The 21,048-nt window shown below is 73.8% G+C and carries 1 protein-coding gene; it reads left to right on the plus strand.

Features of this window, described 5'->3' with window-relative positions:
• Positions 1 to 304: 304 nt before the first annotated feature.
• A partial coding sequence (locus ACWD4O_RS47570) for a lonely Cys domain-containing protein (RefSeq protein WP_451289368.1) occupies positions 305 to 21,048 on the plus strand: 20,744 nt, incomplete at its 3' end.

The raw sequence follows: 21,048 nt of genomic DNA on the forward strand, positions 1-21,048 counted from the left end.
GCGCGACGCTGCGCACCCTGCGGCTGCTCGGCCGCCACTCCGGTCACGAGGTCCCGACGAGACACTAGGCGGCTCCGCCGCGCGGGGGGCTCCGCCCCAGACCCCGGTACGCCCTACGGGCGTGCCCTCAAACGCCGGGCAGGCTGAAATACCAGCCTCGCCGGCGTTTGAGGCGCAGGGGGTCCGGGGGACGGAGTCCCCCCACGCGGCGGAGCCGCATAATGTCGCTGCCGGGAAGGGGCGGGGTGGGGTACAGCCCGCCGCAGGCGCACCCCGCGCCGCCCCACCCATGCCCGGCCGCATCATGTCCGCCCCCGTCACCTCCGCCCCGCCCCGGGGCTCCCGGCACCGAAGCATCCGCCCCGCCCCGGCCCTTCCCCCGGCCACCGACCCCGTACACGATCTCCTCGCCGTGCGCTGGGCCCAGGAGGCGGTGCGCGGCCGGGGCCCCTGGAACCCGGTCGCCCTGGCCGCCGTGGCCCGCCAGGTGCTGCACCTGCCCGCCGACGCCCCGGTGAACGCCACCGTGCGGGCGCAGTTGTCCGCCCTCGTACAGAACGCCGTGGCGGAGGGCCGGGACAACAACCTTGCCGCGCTGGGCGCCCACCACGTCCGTACCGCCGGGGCCGGCACCGTCCTGTCGCTCAACGACGGCACCGGGACCGGCGTGAACTGGAGCACCACCACCACCGGCGACCTCGACGTCCGCATGGTGGCCCGACGGCAGCCCGACGGCCGGCTGACGGTCGGCCCCGCCCCGTGGACGGGCACGCCCCTGGTGGCGCTGAGCGACGAGGGCGACTCCACCTACGTCCAGGTGCCCTGGCCCCGCAACACCCGGCGGAACATGCCGATCGAGGAGGCCATCGAGTACCTCGTCGTCGAGGCGCGAGCACTGGACGCCGACGTGGAGATCGTGCTGGCCTGGCCCAACTCCGGGGACCTGGGCCTGAAGGCCGCCGAACTGCTGGCCTATCTCACCAACCGGACGGTGTGGTCGCAGAGCGGTCCGCTCACCGTGGGGATCACCCGGGCGACCCGCCGCCGGTTCCTGGTCGCGTACGCGAAGACCGACAACCCGATCGGCGACTGGGTGCGCAGCCTGCCGACCGACTACCGCGCCCCGGACCCGGCGAACCCGCCGCTGTGGTGGGAGGCGCTGTGGCGCACCCGCACCCTCGTCGACCCCGACCACGAGCGGCACGGCAGGTCGGCGTTCCATCTCACCGAGCCCCTGATCCACCAGCGTCTGAGGGACTACCGCAACTTCTGGAGGAACTCGGTCCGGTCCCACTACAACCCGGCGACCTCGGAGCGGGTGGGCGACTTCCAGCCGCTCGTGTGGGCGCACTACCTCTTCTTCACGCACGGCTCCCCGGGGTTCGTCGCCGTGCCCCTGACCAACGGCAGCACCGCCACGATCCCCGGTCAGGAGTTCGTCGACGGATTCGTCCGGCGGCCCAGCGTGGCCGCTCTCATCGAGCGGAACGCGGAAGCCGTAGCCCTGGGCCTCCCGCGCCTCCGGCTGTTCTTCGGCCCCTGCTTCGGCGACGCCCTCTCCGACCTGCCCTCCCACTGGACCGACGTGGCCGCGCCCCCACCGTTCACCCTCGACCCGCTGTCGGGCATCTCCACCGCGCAGTACCTGTCGAACAAGTCCGACCTGATCATTCCCACCGGCGGCGACCGGTCGACCGCCAACATCGACAGGTCGGGGCTGCTCCTGGTCCTGGCGTTCACCGACGTGGAGGACCGGCGGGGTCATACCCCGGACCGCCACCCCTGGCCGAAGGGGGCGGAACTGGACGACCGCGCCCGGACCATGGGGCTGCACCAGGACCCCGGTCCGGCCTCCCGGACCAACCGGAAGGCGGCGCTCCGGCTGGAGCGGGCCCTGCGCGAGGTCTACGGGGACGACATCTACCTGAAGCCCCAGTACCCGGCCATGGCGGCGGCGATCGGCGCCCTGGAACGGATGCGGCGGGCGGACCTCGTCCTGGGCCCGGTCGCCCCGTACTTCACCATGGACCTGCTGGAACACGCCACCAGGGCGCACAAGGCCGCGTCGGGCGCCGCCCCCGGCCCCCTCACGGCAGCGGACATCCAGGCGATGCTGAACTACGCGGCGCTGCGGATCCGGCAGGATCCGAACCTGACCGTCTCGCGGTTCCTGGACCTGCCGGAGGTGATGGAGACCGCCGCACGGCTGCACCCGCCCGGCTCGACCGACGACGACCTGCGCAGGGTGCTGAGCCTCGACCCGGCGGCCAGGGTGCGGACTCTGCACCGCTCCCAGTACTTCTGGGTCCAGGTCAGGACCGAGGAGGTGTACGCCGCCCAGCCCGACCGGGGCGCCTTCGAGTCCCGGATGCTGCACCGGCCGCGGCCCACCCCCGACCGGCCGGATCCGACCTGGTCCGCCAGGGCCTGGACGCTGACGGCCAGGGCCGTGGCCACGGGGCACCACCTGTACGGCGTCCACGCGCTGGCCGGCCACTTCCTGCACTCCGTCGGGTTCCTGAGCGCCCGCACCGGAATCCTCGCCACGCCGAGGACGGGGGGCGGGCGGAACTTCGCCGGTACGAACTTCGCCCACGGGATCGACTCCACCGTGGTCAAGGTCGCGCCCGGCACCATGGCCTGGGCCCCGTGGCACGTCCGCGGCAGCACCGAACCCGCGCTGGTCGTCACCGGAGAGGCCCTGGGCAACGAGCTGGTGCGGATACGTATCCCCGGCCGCCCGCCGTTCACGGTGCCCGAGGACGAACTCGTCGAGCTGCTCGCCCGCGACAAGGTCGTCTTCGGCTTGTCGCTGAAGGTGCCGCTGGTGCTGGCGCTGTCCGGAATACTCCTCCACAACCCGCAACTGCCGGGCAAGGCGCTGGCCAGGCTGGGCCGGGCGGTGTACGCCACCGGCGGCGTGGTCGCCTGGGACAGCCTCGACGGCCCGGGCCCGGCGGTCATCGACCTGACGGCACCCGGCGCCGACACCTGGTACCGGCGCGCCTATCCGAATCCCCCGGTGGGCGTGCCGACGAACGCCTCGGCGGGTTCGGGCACGGGGTCCGCCGCCGACCCGGCAGGTTCGGGCACGGCGCCGGCAACCCCGGACACGGTGTCCGCCGCACCTCCGCGGTCAACGGTCCCCCCGACCGCCGACGGGCCGGCCGACGATGCCACGGCAGCCACCACGAACAGCGGTCCCGCCGATCCCCCGACCGCCGATCCCACAGCCCCCGGCACCCGCGTACCGACCGCCGCGACCGCCGTACACCCGCAGCCGATGACGCCCCCGACCGCCGCCGGCCCGCTGGACACCGCCGGGCTGCTGAACCTGACCAACCAGCTGGCCACCATCGCGCGTTGGGCGGGCCCGGACGCGCTGGACCACCTGCCGCTGCTGCGGTCGCTGCGCGACGCCCTGTTCCCGAAGGGCGTACGCCCCGCCCGGAGCCTGGACGAGTCCTGGCGGAGCCAGGACCCCTCCGAAGCCGGCCTCGCCCCCGGCCCCGGCTGGCAGCGGGCCGGCCACTGGGACCGGGTGCTCGACGTGCTCCGCGCGCAGGACCCCGGCTCCGTCGTGCTGATCCTCGCCCGCCGCCCCGGCGACCAGCAAGGACAAGCCTGGGCCGCCTACCAGCCGCTGGCCGCCGACGGCCGGGGGAAGGCCGAGCCCGTCTGGGTCGAACTCCAGGCACCCGACCACCAGCGGCTCACCACCCCGCCCGACCTGTCGGAGGCCGACGCCCGGATCGTCGTCCTCGACGCCACCGGCCAGGTCGTCGAGGACCCGCAACCGGCGTTCACCCCGTCCACCTCCACCGCCCACAGCATCCTCGACCTCAACCCCTCGGCCCGCCGCGGCTACGGAGCCATCAGCAGCCCGCCGGACCCGAACGGCCTGGCCCGGATCCTGGCCGGGGCCACCCTCACTTCAGGCTCGGACCGGGATCCGGAGTCGGGCTCGGACCTGGAGTCGGACGTCGACGACGCGGACGCCGAGGCCGCCGACGACTCGACCCCCGGCCTCGACGCCGACGTCCGCACGGTCCTGACCCGGCTCTGGTCCCAGGACCCGGAGCACGGCCAACACCCCCTGAACCAGGACGCCGTGGCCGTCGTGGCCCGCCAGGTGCTGCGGCTGCCCGCCGACACCGTGGTGGACGACGCCGTACGGGCCGAACTGACCGCCCTCGTACGAGATGCCGAGGAGCAGGGCCGCGCCCGCAACCTGGCCGCGCTGGGCGCCCACCACGTCCGTACCACCGGAGCCGAGACCACCGGCCGCCCCATCAAGCTCGACGGGGCCGAGGGACCCGGCCGCAACTGGACCGACCTGCCCGACCTCGACCTCGACACCACCCAGATCGTGGACCTGCCCGGCGGGCCCACCACCCCACCGACCAAGGCCCCCTGGAACGGTACCCCCCTGACCCTGGCCGCCTCCACCGGCGGCCCGAACCACGTGGACGTACCCTGGCACGGCGAACACCGCCCCATGACCATGGCCGAAGTCGCCGAATACCTCCGCGTCGAACTCGAAAACCGGCCCGACGTCACGCACATCCTGCTCGCCTGGCCCAACTCCGGCGACGGCGGACTCCTCCCCGTACGCCTGATGGCACACCAACTCGGCATAACCCTCTGGGTCAACAGCGGCCCCCTGGCACCACGCCCCGCACCACCCGGCACGGGCACCGCCGCCGGCCGCCTCGTCCTGACCTCCTTCAACGGGCCCCGACGCCCGGTCGGCGACTGGTTCCCCATCCGCCCCGACGACCTGATCGACCCCGACCCCGACGACGTACCCGAGTGGTGGGAAGCCCAGTGGGCGACCCGCACCATCGTCTCCACCGACCACGAACAGACCGGCCGGGGCGCCTTCGCGCAGGACGATTCCCAACTGAACGTGAGATACAACCACTACCGCCACCTCGGGGCCTTCACCGGGCTGCACCACTACAACCCGGTGACCCGTGAGGTGACCGGCCGGCTGGGACCCATGCCGGACGTCGACTACCTCCTCTTCAACCACGGCCTCCTCGGCACCGCCGCGGTACCGCTGACCGACGGCAGCATCATCATCGTGTCGGCGGAGGAATACGCGGGGGCCCTGTCCCGGCGGCCCAGCGTGCGCAGACTCAGCAGGAGGAGCAGGGCGCTGATCGACGAGGGCAAGCGGCCGCTGGCGATGTTCTTCGGCCAGTGCTGGGGCGACGCCGCCACGGACCGGCCGGCCGGGCTCGGAAAGTACCGGCCCTTCGCTCCCGAACCGTTCGTCCTCGACGAGTTGGCGACCGTTCCGCCCACCCAGCACGCCGCGAACAAGACCAGCATGATCATGAAATCCCACGGCGACCGGCCCGGCCTGACCATCGTCCGGGGTGGCGTCCGCGTTCTCGGTCTGGAGACCGACGCGCAGGGCCGGCAGGGGCGGCAGCGGGATCGCTGGCCCGAGCCCGAGTCCGACCGACTCGCCGACCGGGCCCGGACCACCGGGCTGCACACCGGCACCGGCAAGGTCTCCTCCTTCGACCTGGACGCCGCGCGGCGCCTGAACCGGGCACTGCGCACCGTCTTCGGCGACGACGTCGACACCCGCGCCGAACATCCGACGCTGCTGGCGGAGATCGGCGCCCTGGAACTGCTGCGGCGGGCCGACACCCGCTTGTCCCGGGCCGCCCCGCACTTCACCATGGAGCTGCTGAAGCGGGTCGTGCACGCCGACCACCGGAAGGGGACGAGGACCGCACCGTCCGCCCTGACGGAAGCGGAGTTCCGCCACACCCTGGGCCGGGCCCTCACCGTCGTCAAGCAGGCGGCGGCGGACGCGGCAACGGCGAAAGCGGCGGGACTCGCACCACCGCCGGCCCCCAAGCTCTCCGACTTCGTGGAACTGCCCCTGATCCTCCAGGTCGCACAGGAGCTCGGCAGCCCCAGCAACCGCCATGTCCTGTCGGTGCTGAGCACGGCACCGAGCGCCCCCGTGCTCACGAGCGCCCAGCGCTCGGACTACTTCTGGACCCAGGTCCGGACCGAGGAGGTGTACGAACGCCAGCCGGACAGGGACGCCTTCGAAGCCCGGATCCTGCACCTCGCGCAGCCCGACCCCAAGCTGTCACCCATCGCACGCTGGGCAGTGGCCAAGGCCCTGGCCTTCGGCATCGACCCGTACGACGTCGACGCGCTCGCCGCCGCGCTCGTGGCGTTCCAGGGCCTGCTCGGGACGAACAGCCTGATCACCGGTGACGGCACGGCGGGCGGCCGGAACCTCGCCGGGCAGGAACTCGCCCGCCGGGTGAGCCTGGACAAGTGGCTGGTGCCGTCGGCCCCCGGGGCCACGGGCGCCACCGCCGTGGACACGCCGTGGGGTCCGGAGGCGCTGCTGGCCACCGCGGAGGCCCTGGGCAACGGGCGGCTGCGGGTCCGGCAGCCGGGCGGGCCCTGGTACGAGGTGTCCGAGGACGAGTACGTCCACCTGCTGATCCGCGACCCCGAGATCCTCCGCCACGACCTGGACGTGCCGCTGGTGCTGGGGATCTCGGAGGTCGGCACGCTCAACCCCGCGCTGCCGGGGAAGGTGCTGGCCGGGCTGGGCCGCCCGGTCGTGTTCACGGACGGGCCGTTCGACCTGACCGTCGACACGTCGGACGGCTCGGACGGCTCGGACGACTCGGACGACCTGTCCCTCGACACGTCGGACGACCTGGATGCCCCGTCCCGGATCGACACCACGTCGCCGACCGCCGGGGTCTGGCAGGAACTGCACCCCGGGACCGGGCCGAACCCGGTCACGACCGTCATCACCCACGATCCGGCGGGGGCCGGGGCGGTGCAGGCCGGTGCGGTGCAGGCCGGTGCGCCTGCGGCGGGCCTTCACCCCACCCCGCCCCTTCCCGGCAGCGACACTGTGCGGCTCCGCCGCGTGGGGGGACAAGTCCCCCGGACCCCCGAACGCCCTTCGGGCGTGCCCTCAAACGCCGGGCAGGCTGAAAAAGCAGCCACCCGCGCCGCGCCGCCCCGGCCCGGCCCCGTCACCATCGGCAACCCGCCGGACCCGTCCGACCCGAACAACCTGAGCCGGATCCTGACCCTGGCCACCCCCGCCGGGGGGACGGCCGACACGCGGAGGTCGGACGCGGGGAGCCCGGACCTGGGCTGGGACCTGGAGTCGAACCCGAACTCGGAGTCGGAGTCGGAGTCGGACGCGGAGTCGGACGCGGGCTCGGACCCGGACGCCGGGGCGACGGCCGACCCGCGGAGGCCGGATGCCGGAAGCCCGGACCTGGACTGGGACCTGGAGTCGAACCCGAACTCGGAGTCGGACGCGGGCTCGGACCCGGACGCCGGGGAAACGACCTCCGGCCCGGCACCCCGCGTGCCGGCCCCCGCCCCCGACCCCCTCCCCACCGTCCTGCTGAACGTCTGGTCCCAGGACCCCGTCCTCGGCCGGGGCCCCCTGGACCCGGACGCCCTGACCAGCCGGGTCCTGCACCTGCCCCCGGACGCCGGGGTGACGGACGCGGACCGGGCCGAGCTGATCGCCCTCGTACGGGACGCCATCGCCCAGGGCAGCGCCGGCAGCCTCGCCGCGCTGGGCGCCCACCACCTCCGTACCGCCACGCTCCCCGTCCTGTCGCTCAACGGCGGCACCGGCACCGGCCTGAACTGGGGCTCCACCACCACGGACGTCTCCACCGACCAGGTGGGAGGCGAGCAGCTCGACGGCACGGTCAGGTACGCCCGGGCCCCGTGGACGGTCACGCCCCTGATGGCGCTGGGCGACCGCGGTGACCACAAGAGCGTCCAGGTGCCCCGGCCCGGCGGCGGCGACCGGTGGACTGTGCCGATCGAGGACGTCATCGAGTACCTCGTCGTCGAGGCGAAGAAGCTGCCCCCCGGCGCACCGATCGCGGTGGCCTGGCCCCACTCCGGCGACCTGGGCCTGGAAGCCCTCGAACTGCTGGCCTGGCGCACGCAGCGGACCGTCTGGTCGTACAGCGGTCTGCTCGATCTGACGACCGATCCGGTGACCGGCGAGCAGTACCTGACCGGGCTGGAACGGCCCGGCGAGCCGCTCGGCGACTGGGTGCGCAGCCTCCCGACCGACCACCGCCCCCCGAACCCCGCCGACCGGCCGGAATGGTGGGAACTCCTGTGGCGCACCCGCGTCCTCGTCGACCCCGCCTACGAGCGGCACGGCCGGACCGCGTTCCAGCCCACCGAGGACGGGGTCGCCGTAAGCCTGAGGCACTTCCGCAACTACAAGAACATCACGACCAAGATGCACTGGAACCCGGCGACCTGGGAGTTCGTGGGCACACCCGAGTGGGCCGCGCTCGCCGACTACTACTTCTTCATTCACGGCAGGCCGCACGGGGTCAGCGTGCCGCTGTCCGACGGCAGGAACATCAAGGTCCCCGGAAGGAGGTTCATCCCCGCGCTCCTCCGGCGGCGCAGCGTGCAGGACCTCATGGCGCTCAGCAAGGCCGAGGTCGCCAGGGGCCTCCCGCGCCGCAGGCTGTACTACGGGCCCTGCTTCAGCGACGCCGGCTCCAGCCTGCCCACCTCATGGACCCATTCCGCCGCACCCCCGCCGTTCACCCTCGACCCGCTGGAGGACATCCCCGACACACAGGTCCTGGCGAACAAGTCCGGCCTGGTCGTTCCCAACGGCGGCAACCGGACGAGCGCCACCGCCACGACAGAGACGGGGCAGGACATAACCCTGGCCTTCACCGACGTGCGGGACGGGCAGGGCTGGGCACGGGATCGCCACCCGGAGCCGGAGGGGGCGCAGCTCGACGCCCTGGCCCGGAAGGCGAAGCTGCCCAAGGACCCCGGGCCGGTCTCCGAGGACGACCAGTACGAGGCGCTCCGGCTGGTGCGGGCCCTGCGCGAGGTCTTCGGGGACGACATCGACCTCCACCTCGACTATCCGGCACTGTTCGCGCTGGCCGGCCCGCTGGAACTGATGCGGCGGGCGGACACCGTCCTGTCCGCGTCCGCCCCGCACTTCACCATGGACCTGCTGTACCGGGTCGCCGAGGTGCGCAAGGCCGCGTCGGGCGCCGCCCCCGGCCCCCTGACGGCCCAGGACGTCGAGACGGCGCTGAGCGACGCGTCGCACGCCTGGCACACCCTCGGCTCGAAACTCTCGGATTTCGTGGTCCTGAAGGAGGTGATGGCGGTCGCCGGGCGGATGGACCCGGCCGGTCCGGCGGACGACGACGTCCGTACGGTGCTGGGCCTCGACGCGTCGACCCGGGTGACCAGCGTCCACCGGTCCAAGTACTTCTGGGCGCAGGTCCAGGTCGAGGACGTGTACGCCCGCCAGCCGGACGAGCCCGCCTTCGAGGCCCGGATCCTGCACCGCCCGGCCCCCGCGCAGCCGGACCCGGCGGAGTCCGACGAGGCCCGGACCCTGGTGGCCAGGGCCATCGCCACCGGGCACGACGCGGGTGACCTCGACACGCTGGCCGCCTTCTACTTCCAGGACCGCGGGTTCCTGGGCGACGACAGCCTGATGCCCGCCACGGACCAGGTGTCGGGCGGGCGGAACTTCGCCGGTACGGAGTTCCCCCACGGGGTCGACGCGACCATGGCCAGGACCTCGGCCGCCACCAGGGCCCCGGCACCGTGGAAGAGGCCCTCAGGCCCCGTCCCGATGGTCGTCACCGGGGAGGCCCTCGGCAACGGGCTGGTGCGGCTGCGCGACCCGGGCGACCCGGGCGGCCCGTGGTACACGGTCTCCGAGGAGGAACTCGTCCGCCTGCTCGCCCGCGACCCCGAGGTGTTCTCCCAGGAACTGGTGGTACCGCTGCTGCTGGCGATCTCCGGGGTCGGCCGCCTCAACCCGGACCTGCCCGGCAAACTGCTCAACGGGCTGGGCCGGCCGGTGGACTACACCGAGGGCGACGTCACCTGGACCCGGCCGGACGACGCCGACGACACCCGCCCGGCGGTCATCGACCTGACGGCACCGGGCGCGGGGCCCTGGCACCACGTCAGCCACCCGAACGCCGTGGTCCCGGCGAGCCCGCCACCGGGCACCCCGACGGGCGCCCCGGGCACCCGGCCCGGCACGCCGGCCGGCACCGTGTCGGCTCCGGTCACGCTGTCCGCCGTGACCTCGCGGACGGCGGTGCCGCCGTTCGCCGGTGGGCGGGTGCTGGACAGGGCCGGGCTGATGGTGCTGCTCGCGGGGGTGGTCGCGGATGTGCGGGCGGGGGTGGCCGGTGGGGCGCCTGCGGCGGGCCTTCACCCCACCCCGCCCCTTCCCGACGAGACACTAGGCGGCTCCGCCGCGCGGGGGGCTCCGCCCCAGACCCCGATACGCCCTTCGGGCGTGCCCTCAAACGCCGGGCAGGCTGAAATACCGGCGAAGGGGCGGGGTGGGGTACAGCCCGCCGCAGGCGCACCCCGCACCACCCCCGCCCCGGCCACCGCCCTCCGCTGCCTCCCCCTGCTCCGCGCCCTCCGTGACGCCCTGTTCCCCCAGGGCGTCCGCCCCGCCCGGAGCCTGGACGAGTCCGTCCTGCTCCAGGACCCGGCCGAATCCTCCCTGGCCCCCGGCCAGGCGTGGCAGGAGGCCGGCCACTGGGACCGCGTGGTGGACATCCTCCGCGCGCAGGGCCCCGGATCCGTCGTGCTGATCCTCGCCCGCCGCCCCGGCGACCAGGAAGGACACGCCTGGGCCGCCTACCAGCCGCTGACCCCCGACGGCCGGGGCAGCGACACGCCCGTCTGGGTGGAGCTCCAGGCACCCGAGCACCAGTGGCTCACCACCAGGCCCACCCTGTCCGCCGCCGACGCCCGCATCGTGGTGATCAACGCCACCGGGCAGGTCGTCGAAGACCCGCAGCCGGCGTTCACCCCGTCCACCTCCACCGCCCACAGCATCCTCGACCTCAACCCGTCGGCCCGGCGGGACTACGGCGCCGTCAGCCCGGAGGTCGAGGACCGCCACTTCCTGGCGATCCCGCACATCCCCGGCACCCCGATAGCCTCGGCCCCCGGCATCAAGGCGGTCTCCGGCACCCACATGTTCTTCAAGGGGCCGGACGGCCGCCACTGGTACCCGGAGCGGCACCTGGCGCAGGCCCCTGGGCACCCGGACCCGCCGCAGGCCCCGTTCCCCGTCGTGGTCTTCGCAGCCGATCCGGCGTCGGCGCTGCCGCCCGGGCAGCAGCCTCCCCTGGAGGAGCTGCTGCGGCAGGCGTACGCGGCCCTCGCCCAGGCCCACCGGCAGCGACAGGCCCAGACCCTGGGGAGCGTCTTCGCCTCCATCGGCTGGGCGACGAACCCGGACGTCGTGGACTTCGTCCTCCCCCCGGACCTCGTGGGCCCCGTCCCCGAGGGGGTACTGACCGTGTACCCCATCAGGACCCACATCGGGCAGAAGGTACTGCTGGCCTCCGGCCCCGGCATCGAGGTGGTCACCGACAGCGCCCCGTTCCACCAGGGGGCCGACGGCCTGATGTACCCGGCGCGGCACCTGGCGGTTTCGGACCGGACGCCGAACCCCAGGATGATCGGCGGCCCCGTCGTGGAGTTCGTGCCCGTCCCGGGGAAGGTGCTGCCCGAGGAGGAACGGCCCACCCTGGAGGAGCTGACGCACGAGCTGACGCGCGGGCGGCGCGCGCTGGCCGCCGCCCACCAGGCGGACCGCCCCTGGTCGCTCGCGGAGATCTTCGGTTCCCTCGGCTGGCGGACGGAGCCGGCGGCCGCGCGGATCCAGCTGCCGCCGAACACCACCGGAGCCGCCCACCTGATGTACCCGCAGGCCACGATCGGTGTGGAGACGGTCGGTCTGCGGGCGGCACAGGACTGGACCATGCGGCAGCTCGACGCCGGCCCGCTCCTCCAGATCACGCACGCCGCCCGGACCTTCGGCCAGGACATCACCGCCGCCTTCGTACGGAAGACGACGCACCACCCGGAGGTGCTCCGGGAGCACGTCCCGTTCCTGTCGGTGCTGGCGGACGTCGACGAGCTCTGGGGCTACGGCTGGCTGGCGTACGCGCACGCGGGCGCGTGGCCGCTGGCGAAGACCCACGGCAACCAGCTGCTCAAGAACCTGCTCGGTGGCGCGTCCCGTACCCACCTGGCCGGGGATCCCGACCAGCCCGAACACCCGGGGGTGCTGGAGGTCCTCCGGCCACGCACCCGCGCTTTCCTCGACCAGGAACACGACCGGATCCGCGGCGTCTTCGAGGAGTCGCTCGCGAAACTCATCAACCACCACGAGCGCGTGCTCCGTGGGAGCGCCACGGACCTGACGGGCTTCCTCGACGAACCCGCCCCGCTGCTGACCGTCGGCGAGTACCTCACGGTGGTGCTGCGCGGGCTGGGCGCGCTGCCCCGGCTCCAGCAGCTGCGCGACGAGCTGCGGCCCACGGGCGCGGATCCGGCGACCACCATCCATCTGCGGGCCACCGGCATGCAGGGCTACGGCCGGCTGGACACCGACCAGGGGCGGCTTCCCGACCCCCTCGTACTGCTGGAGATCCGGAACAACCTCACCGGCACGGAACTGGCGACCGACGAGGAGCTCCACCACACCGTCGAGGAGCTGGCGGCGCTGGCGCGGACCATCCACCAGCGGGCCGCACGGTCCCGGGAGCCGCTCACCGACGACGCCCTGCGCGACGCCGTCGGCCGGATCGCCGGCCATCCCGTGGTCCGGGCCTTCGCGCCGTTCCTGGCCATGGCCTCCACCCGGTCGCTGCCCGCCACCGACGGGAGTGCCCGGCCGCCGATGACGCCTTGGCAGGCCCAGTCGGTCGCGGAGGCGCTGGCCCGGTTCGCGCTCGGCGCCCCGCCGTCGCCGGAGTTCCAGGCCCGGCTGGGCCGGCTGGTACGGGCCGTCGCCAGCTCCGCCCGGGTGAGCGCCGACCGGCACCCGCAGGCCCTCGACGAGGCGACGCGGAACCAGGTGCTGGACCTGGCCGGGAACGCGGCGGCGGCGCTGCCGCTGCTCGGCCGGGCCGGCGGCTTCGTCTCCGAGACGGAGACGGAGACGGAGCAGGACGGCGGCGCGCCCGACAGCGACCTGGCGGACGCGCCGGGTCCGCCGGGTCCGCCGGGTCCGCCGGACAGCAGGTTCTCCCACAGCTCCTCGGGCCCGTCCGACCCGAACGCCCTGAGCGAGATCATGGCCCGGGCGACCCCCGCCGGGGAGACGGCCGACGCGCGGGTGCCGGCCACCGCGGACTCGGGCAGCGCCCTCGACGCCGACGTCCGCACGGTCCTGGACCGGCTCTGGTCCCAGGACCCGGAGCACGGCCAACACCCCCTGGATGTGGCCGTCGTGGCCCGCCAGGTGCTGCGGCTGCCCGCCGACGCCGTGGTGGACGACGCCGTACGGGCCGAACTGACCGCCCTCGTACGGGACGCCGAGGAGCAGGGCCGCGCCCGCAACCTGGCCGCGCTGGGCGCCCACCACGTCCGTACCACCGGAGCCGAGACCACCGGCCGGACCATCAAGCTCGACGGGGCCGAGGGACCCGGCCGCAACTGGACCGATCTGCCGGACCTCGACCTCGACACCACCCAGATCGTGGACCCGCCGGGAGGACCGACCACCCAGCCGACGGAGGCTCCCTGGAACGGCACCCCCCTGACCCTGGCCGCCTCCACCGGCGGACCGGACAGCGTGGACGTGCCCTGGCCCGGCGGCGGACACCGCCCCATGACCATGGCCGAGGTCACCGAATACCTCCGCGTGGAGCTGGAAGGCATGCCCGACGTCACGCACATCCTGCTCGCCTGGCCCAACTCCGGCGACGGCGGCCTCGGCCCCGTACGTCTGATGGCACACCAGCTCGGCATAACCCTCTGGGTGAACAGCGGCCCTATCAGCGCAGACCCCCCGGGAACCACCGCCGGGCACCCCGGCCGCCGCATCCTGACCGGGTTCAGCAAGCCCGGAAACCCCGTCGGCGACTGGTTCCCCGTCCACCCCCACGACCACCTCGACCCCGACCCCGACGACGTACCCGAGTGGTGGGAAGCCCAGCAGGCGACCCGCACCATCGTCTCCCCCGCCCACCAGCCCATCGGCCGGTCGGCCTTCGCCTCGACCGAGCCCAACCTGGAGAAGAGATACGAGCACTACCGCAACCTGCAGTCCTTCACCGGGATATACGACTACAACCCCGTGACAGGCGAACTGACCGGCCCGGTGGCTCCCCCGCCGGACGTCGGCTACTTCACCTTCGGCCATGCCCTTCCCGGTGTCGCCGCTGTGCCGCTGAAGGACGGCAGTGTCATCACCGTTTCCGGGGAGAAGTACGCCGCGGCACTGTCCCGGCGACCCAGCGTGCGCATCCTCACCAAGAAGAGCGAAGAGGGCGTCGCCAGGGGCGAGCCGCGCCGGACGATGTTCATCGGGGACTGCTACTCCGACGCCGCCACGGACCGGCCCAGGACATGGGAGTGGAGCCGGGCCGCCGCTCCTGCCCCGTTCGTCCTCGACGAGTTGGCGACCGTCCCCAACAGCAAGCACGCGGCGAACAAGACCCGCATGGTCATGTACCCCATCGGCGACCGGACCGGCTCGGTCGACCGCCACGACGGCAGCTACGTCCACGCTCTGGAGAGCGACGTCCAGGGCCGGCCGGGGCGGCGGCGGACGCAGTACCCCGAGCCGGAGCCCGCCGAACTCCCCGGCCTGGCCCGCACCGCCGGGCTGCACACCGGCCCCGACCCGGTCTCCGCATTCGACCTGGACGCCACGCTGCGCCTGGTCCGGGCACTGCACACCGCCTTCGGCGGCGCCATCGGCACCGACCCCCGGTATCTGAGACTCCTGGCGGAGATCGGTGCCGTGGAACTGATGCGGCGGAAGTACTCGCCGCTGTCCGACGCCGCCCCGCACTTCACCATGCAACTGCTGGAACGCGTCGTACGCGCCGACCAGAAGCGCCGAGGCAACACCGTGCCGTCCACTCTGGAACCGGGGCACTTCGAAGACACCCTGAGCCGGGCCCTCGCCACCTGGCGAACGGTGGCAGCGGCACCGGATCCCGCGGTCTTCTCCGCTTTCGTGGCCCCGCCCCTGGTGTCGCAGGTTGCCGGGCAGTACGGAAACGCCACCGAGGACGAGATCCGGTATGTGCTGGATCTGGACCCGAACACCGTGCCCGACGTCACGAGCGTCCACCGCTCGCAGTACTTCTGGACCCAGGTCAGAACCCAGGAGGCGTACGAAGCCCAGGGCGACGAGGCCGCCCAGGCCGCCTTCGAGGCCCGCGTCCTGCTCCTCGAACAGCCCGACCCCCAGTACTCCGCGACCGCGCGCTGGACGGTGGCCAAGGCACTGGCCACCGGCCGCGACCCGCACAATGTCGACGCGCTCGCCGCCGCCTACCTGGAGTTCGAGGGCATGCTCGGGGCGAACACCCTGATCACGGGTTACGGCATGGGGGGCGGCCGGAACCTCTCCGGGCTGGCCCTCGACGGCCAGACGGTGAGCCTGGACAAGTGGCGAGTGCCGTCCACCGACCCCGGGTCCACGGCCCCCACCCTCAAGGACACGCCGTGGGGGCGGGCGATGCTGGCCACCGCGGAGGTCCTGGACAACGGGTCGCTGTCACTCCGGCAGCCGGACGGACCCTGGTACGACGCGTCGGCGGAGACGTACGTCGAACTGCTGGCCCGCGACCCCCGGATCTTCAGCGCGCCACTGCGCATGCCACTGGTGCTGGGAATCTCGGATCTCGGCCGGATCAACCCGGACCTGGCACGCAAGGCGATGGCCAGGCTGGGCCGCCCGATCGTCTACACGGACGACCGACTCGACCTGCACCGGGACCACCCGGGGGACCCGTACCGGATCGACACCACCCAGCACGCGGCCCCCCCGACCTGGCACCTGCTGGACCCCAAGGCCAAGCCGGGGGAGCCTGCCAGGACCATCACGGCCCACACGTCGCTGCTGGCCGAGGGGCCCGCCGACAGCCCGGGCGGGAGCCCGGTGGGGGCCAGTGCGGGTGGGGCGCCTGCGGCGGGCCTTCACCCCACCCCGCCCCTTCCCGAAGTGACACAAGCGGCTCCGCCGCAGGGCGGGGAGACCCCGGCCCCCCTGGTACGCCCTGCGGGCGTGCCCTCAATCGCCGGGCGGGCTGACTTGTCAGCCCCGCCGGCGATTGAGGCGCAGGGGGTCCGGGGGACGGAGTCCACCGGTTCGGGAAGGGGCGGGGTGGGGTACAGCCCGCCGCAGGCGCCCCCGCCGGCACCGAGCACCCCGGCCCCCGCCACCACCGCGACGCCGGAACCGCCGACCACTCCGGAGGAGGCCCCGCCCCCACCCGTCCCCGTACCCGTCATCACCGTCACCCCCCCGGCCGAGGACGGCACCCCCGCCACACCCCCGGCCCGTACCGTGCCCGAAGCCCCCGGCAACCGCATCGACGAGGAGCTGGAGCTCCGCCGCCCGGCCCGGGTGGACCACGGGATGCTGCCGCCGGGTACGGGGCACGGGCCCAGCGTCTTCAGCGACGGGAGCCGGCTGCCCGGCTACCTGGACGGGCTGCTGCCGCTGCCCGTCGACGTGGCGGACGTGCTGCCGCCGGCGCCGCCGGCCGGCGTAACCGAAACGGAAACGGGCACCGGCACCGATGCGGAGGCCCTCACGGAGGCCGTCACCGAGACCCTCGCCGAGCTCGGCCCCGACCCCGACCCCGAACCCGAACAGTTCGTCATCGGCTCGGAGAGCAGCGTCCTGCGCGGCACCGAGCAGGTGGCGGACACCATCCTCGCCCGGCTGGACACCGCCCCGGAGACCCGGCCCACCGAGCAGCCCGTACGGAAGCGCAGACGCCGCCCCGGGGCGCCGGCCGGCACGCTGGACGAGCGGCTGCGCCAGGCGCTGAAGTCCGACCCCCGGCCCTTCTTCCAGCGCGAGGGCCACCGCTTCACGTACACCACCGAGTCGGGCCGGGTCCGCGTCCTGTACGTCAAGGCCCGCACGTACGCGGTCTGGGAGCGGTTCTCGGACGGCGAGAACGCGGCGGGCGCGGCCAACGCGGTCAAGGTCGACAGCGCGAACCGCCTCGTCTCCACCACCGGCACCGCCGAGGTGGTCGCCGAGACGCGGCTGCTCGGCCCCGGCATCCCGCTCGGCCCGCCGTCCTGGCCGGTCGCCCCGTTCGGCCGGGGCACCGGGCGGGTCGGCCGCAACCGGGGGGTCGTCTACTCGGCCCAGGACCAGGTGCTGAGCCAGGCCGAGACGCGGCACGCCGACGGCTCCCATCTGCACCTGGACGACGTGTACTTCGACATCCGGGTCACCGACAACGAGCACGAGATCCCGGCCCGCCCGGGTGTCCTCGGCACCCGTTGGCGGGCCCGGCCCGCGCTGGAGCAACTCGCCGACCACACCTTCGGGTTCGGGGTGCGCAAGGGTCTCGGGCTGCGCGTGCCGGACAGCCTGACCACCGAGTGGACCAAGCCTCCGCTGCGGGCCCCCGCCGAGATGAGGCTGGGGCCCGGCTCGGACTACCGCCTCGTCCGTACGGAGGGCTACGCCTCCGTCGAGCACATCCACGCCTGGGCCAGGAACCGGCTCGGCGCCCTGCCGGAATCCACCGTGCACACCGCGCTCGACAAGCTCTTCACCCCGGAGTCCATGAGGAAGATGTCGGGGCGGCTGGACAGGTCGACGGTGGTGAGCGATCCGCTGCACGCCGACGACCGGCACCGCACCCCGCTGGGCGCCCTCACCATCCGGGTCGAGCCCGGCAGGGCCGTACGCGCGAAGGAGAGCGACCGGGCCGCCATCTGGGCCATCGGCCAGACGACGATCAAGAACGAGCGCAAGCAGACCAAGGCGTGGTTCAAGGAGGTGGCCATCGCCCTCGGCCCCTCGGTCACCGCCAACCCGCTGGCCTGGCTCGGCGAGATCTTCGGCTGGGAATCGGCCCGGCTGCGAGCCCAGTTCGGGCCCACCGCCCGTTACGGGCACACCTCGGGGCGCGCCACGATGACCGGCGGTTCGGCCGCCGACAAGTCGATGGGCGCCGCGAAGGAGGTGCCCACCATCGACTACAAGGTCGAGAAGATCGTCTACGTGCAGCTGACGGGTGACGCCGAGCCGACCCGGTTCGAGACGTGGAGCCTGGACCGGATGACGGTCACCGAGGCCCGGCGGCTGGCCGGCTGGGACGACGGAACCGCCCTGCGCGGGGCGAGCGGCGCGGAGCCGTACGCCCCGGCCTTCCTGACCCGGGACAATCCGCCGACGCTCGGGGGGAGCCGGGTGGAGCAGTTCCTCCACGCGGACGGGCGCTACACCAACCCGGTGGCGGTGGCGGAGACGGAGACGACTGCGGAGACGGTGGCGGAGACGGGGCCCGTCACCGACGCGCCTGCGACCGACCGGCCCGTCACCGACGCACCCGTCACCGACGCGCCCGCCACCGACCAGTCCGTCACCGACGCACCCGTCACCGACCCGCCCGCAACCGACCCCACCGACCCCGACGCGCCCGACCCGGCCAACCTCGCCGTCCTGTTCACCACCGACCCGCCCACTCCTGCCCCTGCCCCTGCCCCGGAAGCCACCTTCCTGGACGCCGCCACCGACCGGGTCCTCACCGCGCTCGCCGCCGAGCACCCGACCCTGGTGGCCCGGATCCCCGACCTCGGCGACCCGAAGAAGTTCCGCAGTTTCGCCGTCTACAACGCCGTCCTGCAGAACACCACCACCGTGATCAACGCCCTCACCCACCACACGCTGGCCGGCAACCTCAAGGAGGCCGTCCCGCAGAGCATCGACCTGGCCCTGCTGGAACCGGGCCGGTTCACCCACACGTACCGCCACATCCGGCTGGACGTGGCCCTGACCGGCCGCCGCTACGAGGGCACCCAGAACGACCTCGGCCTCACCCACACCGTCATCGGCACCAGCAGGGCGGACGGCTCCCGGCAGGCGACCCAGACCGCCGAGGCCGGCTTCGAGCTCACCCTCTCCTCCCGCAACACGGCCACCGACAGCGAGGGCCGCCCGGCCAACGCGATCACCGGGCAGGGCGGTTTCCAGGCGGGAAGGACGCGCCAGGACAACACCGCGTACGGGATGACCGCTTCGTACGAGACCGAGCACGCGCGCCCGGCCCCCTCGCACCTCTTCTCCTACGAACTGCGGCTGACCGTCCGCTCCGGCGGCTACTGGCGGTTCCGGGGGCTCCTCCGGGGCATCTTCACGCTCGGCGTGCTGGGCACCGAACTCTTCGGGTTCTGGCCCCAGCGCACCGTGGACCTGATCGGCGGCACGGCCGGCGACCCGATCACCGGACGGGTGCTGCTCAGCGTCTCCGACGCCGAGATGCCCGACCGCGACCCGCACGCCGACGGGGCGGTCAACCCGTACCGGACCACCGGACCGGCCGAGACCACCGTGCTGGACCCGGCCAGGGCCCGGCGGCTCACCACCGGCCTGCTCGCCGACGAGGACCGGGAGGCGGGGCCGGGGCCCACCGACCCGGACCGGTCCCCGGGCCGGCTGCACGGCCAGCCCCACGAGACCCTCGCCGTGCTGCCCACCGGGGGCACCCCCGGCCTGGTGGACCAGGTGCTGCGGGCCGCGTCCCAGGGCTTCGGCGACCGGCTGCTGGGCCGCGAGGACCCCAAGGGCGCCTGGCAGTTGACCCAGCAGGGGGCGCCCGCCCACGAAGCCTCCGTACGGCCCCACCGGCCGCAGTACCTGGCCGCCGAGTTCGACCAGGCCTCGGGCCCGATGGGCTCCCGGGTGACCGGCCTGTGGGGCAAGGGGCCGTACGTCGACTGGCTGGCGACCGTCGTCCACCAGGTGCGGGTCACCCGGCTGCGCGCGCTGGGCCGTCCGGTGCCGGTGGCCACCACCAACGTGGTCAAGTCGTCGACACAGGCCGGTGGTTCGTCGATCAGGACGCACTTCAAACAGGTCGGCGGAACCTTCCTGTACGGCCACTCGCACCCCGAGGCGAGCGTGGGTACGTACGGCTTCGTGCTGCGGCCCTGGAAACGCGCCCGGGGCCGGGTCGTCACCACCACCCGCTCGGTCACCTCGGGCCTGGGCCTGGTGATCGGCGGCCTGCACGTCCTGACGGCCGGCGACACGGCGCACGAAGTCGCCGCGTCGGTACGGAGCACGGGCCTGCTGCGGTCGCTCGGCCGCTATGTGCCGGGTGTGCCCTACGGCACCGCCGGCCGGCGGCAGTCGGTGCCGGGCGGCTGGCTGGGCTACCTGCCCGAGCGCGTCGCGCACCGGCTGGGCCTGCTCAACGACCACCTGGGCCCCGGACCCGAGTACGACCGCCGCCCGTGGCGCCAGCACGACTGGTTCCGGGCCCGGCCGTTCGCCGCGTATCCGGTCAACACCCTCGACGCCTCCAAGGTGTTGGCGAGCATCGACAAGCAACTCCGGGACCTGGGCATCGACGACCCGGGCCGGGAGAGCATCCAGCACCTGCTGTCGGGCCGGATCACCCGGTCGCTGCGCCGCGAACTCACGGGCTCCGGCGCCTCCGTGCCCGTCCGCGTCGGCGGCCCCGGCTGGCACACCATCCGGATCGGGGGCCGCTCGGTGCGGGTACGCGCGGAGCTCGTACCGGACGAGAACGGTCAGGAGTTCGTCGGCCTGTGGCCGGGCACCGAGACCGAGGACGGCCGGGTCGCCACCACCGTCCTCACCACCGGCGTCAGCCGGACCCGGAGCAGCGACATCGGCACCCTCGTCACCGAGAACCTCCACACCGGCAACGCGATCGCGCCGGCGGCGGGGCCGTCGTTCAAGGAGACCGGCTCGACGCGGCAGCACGTCTCCGCGGAGCAGTCCGCGACCCACGCGAAGAACTGGAAGGCCGTCTCCAAGGGGCCGCACGCGGAGTTCCGGACGCGGTACCGGTTGCGGGTGACGCTGGAGGTGGGGACGAAGCGGGGGGAGGCGCCTGCGGGGACGGTGCGGGTGGGGGCGCCTGCGGCGGGCCTTCACCCCACCCCGCCCCTTCCCGAAGTGACACAAGCGGCTCCGCCGCAGGGCGGGGAGACCCCGGCCCCCCTGGT

This window comes from Streptomyces sp. NPDC002623, assembly GCF_053592635.1.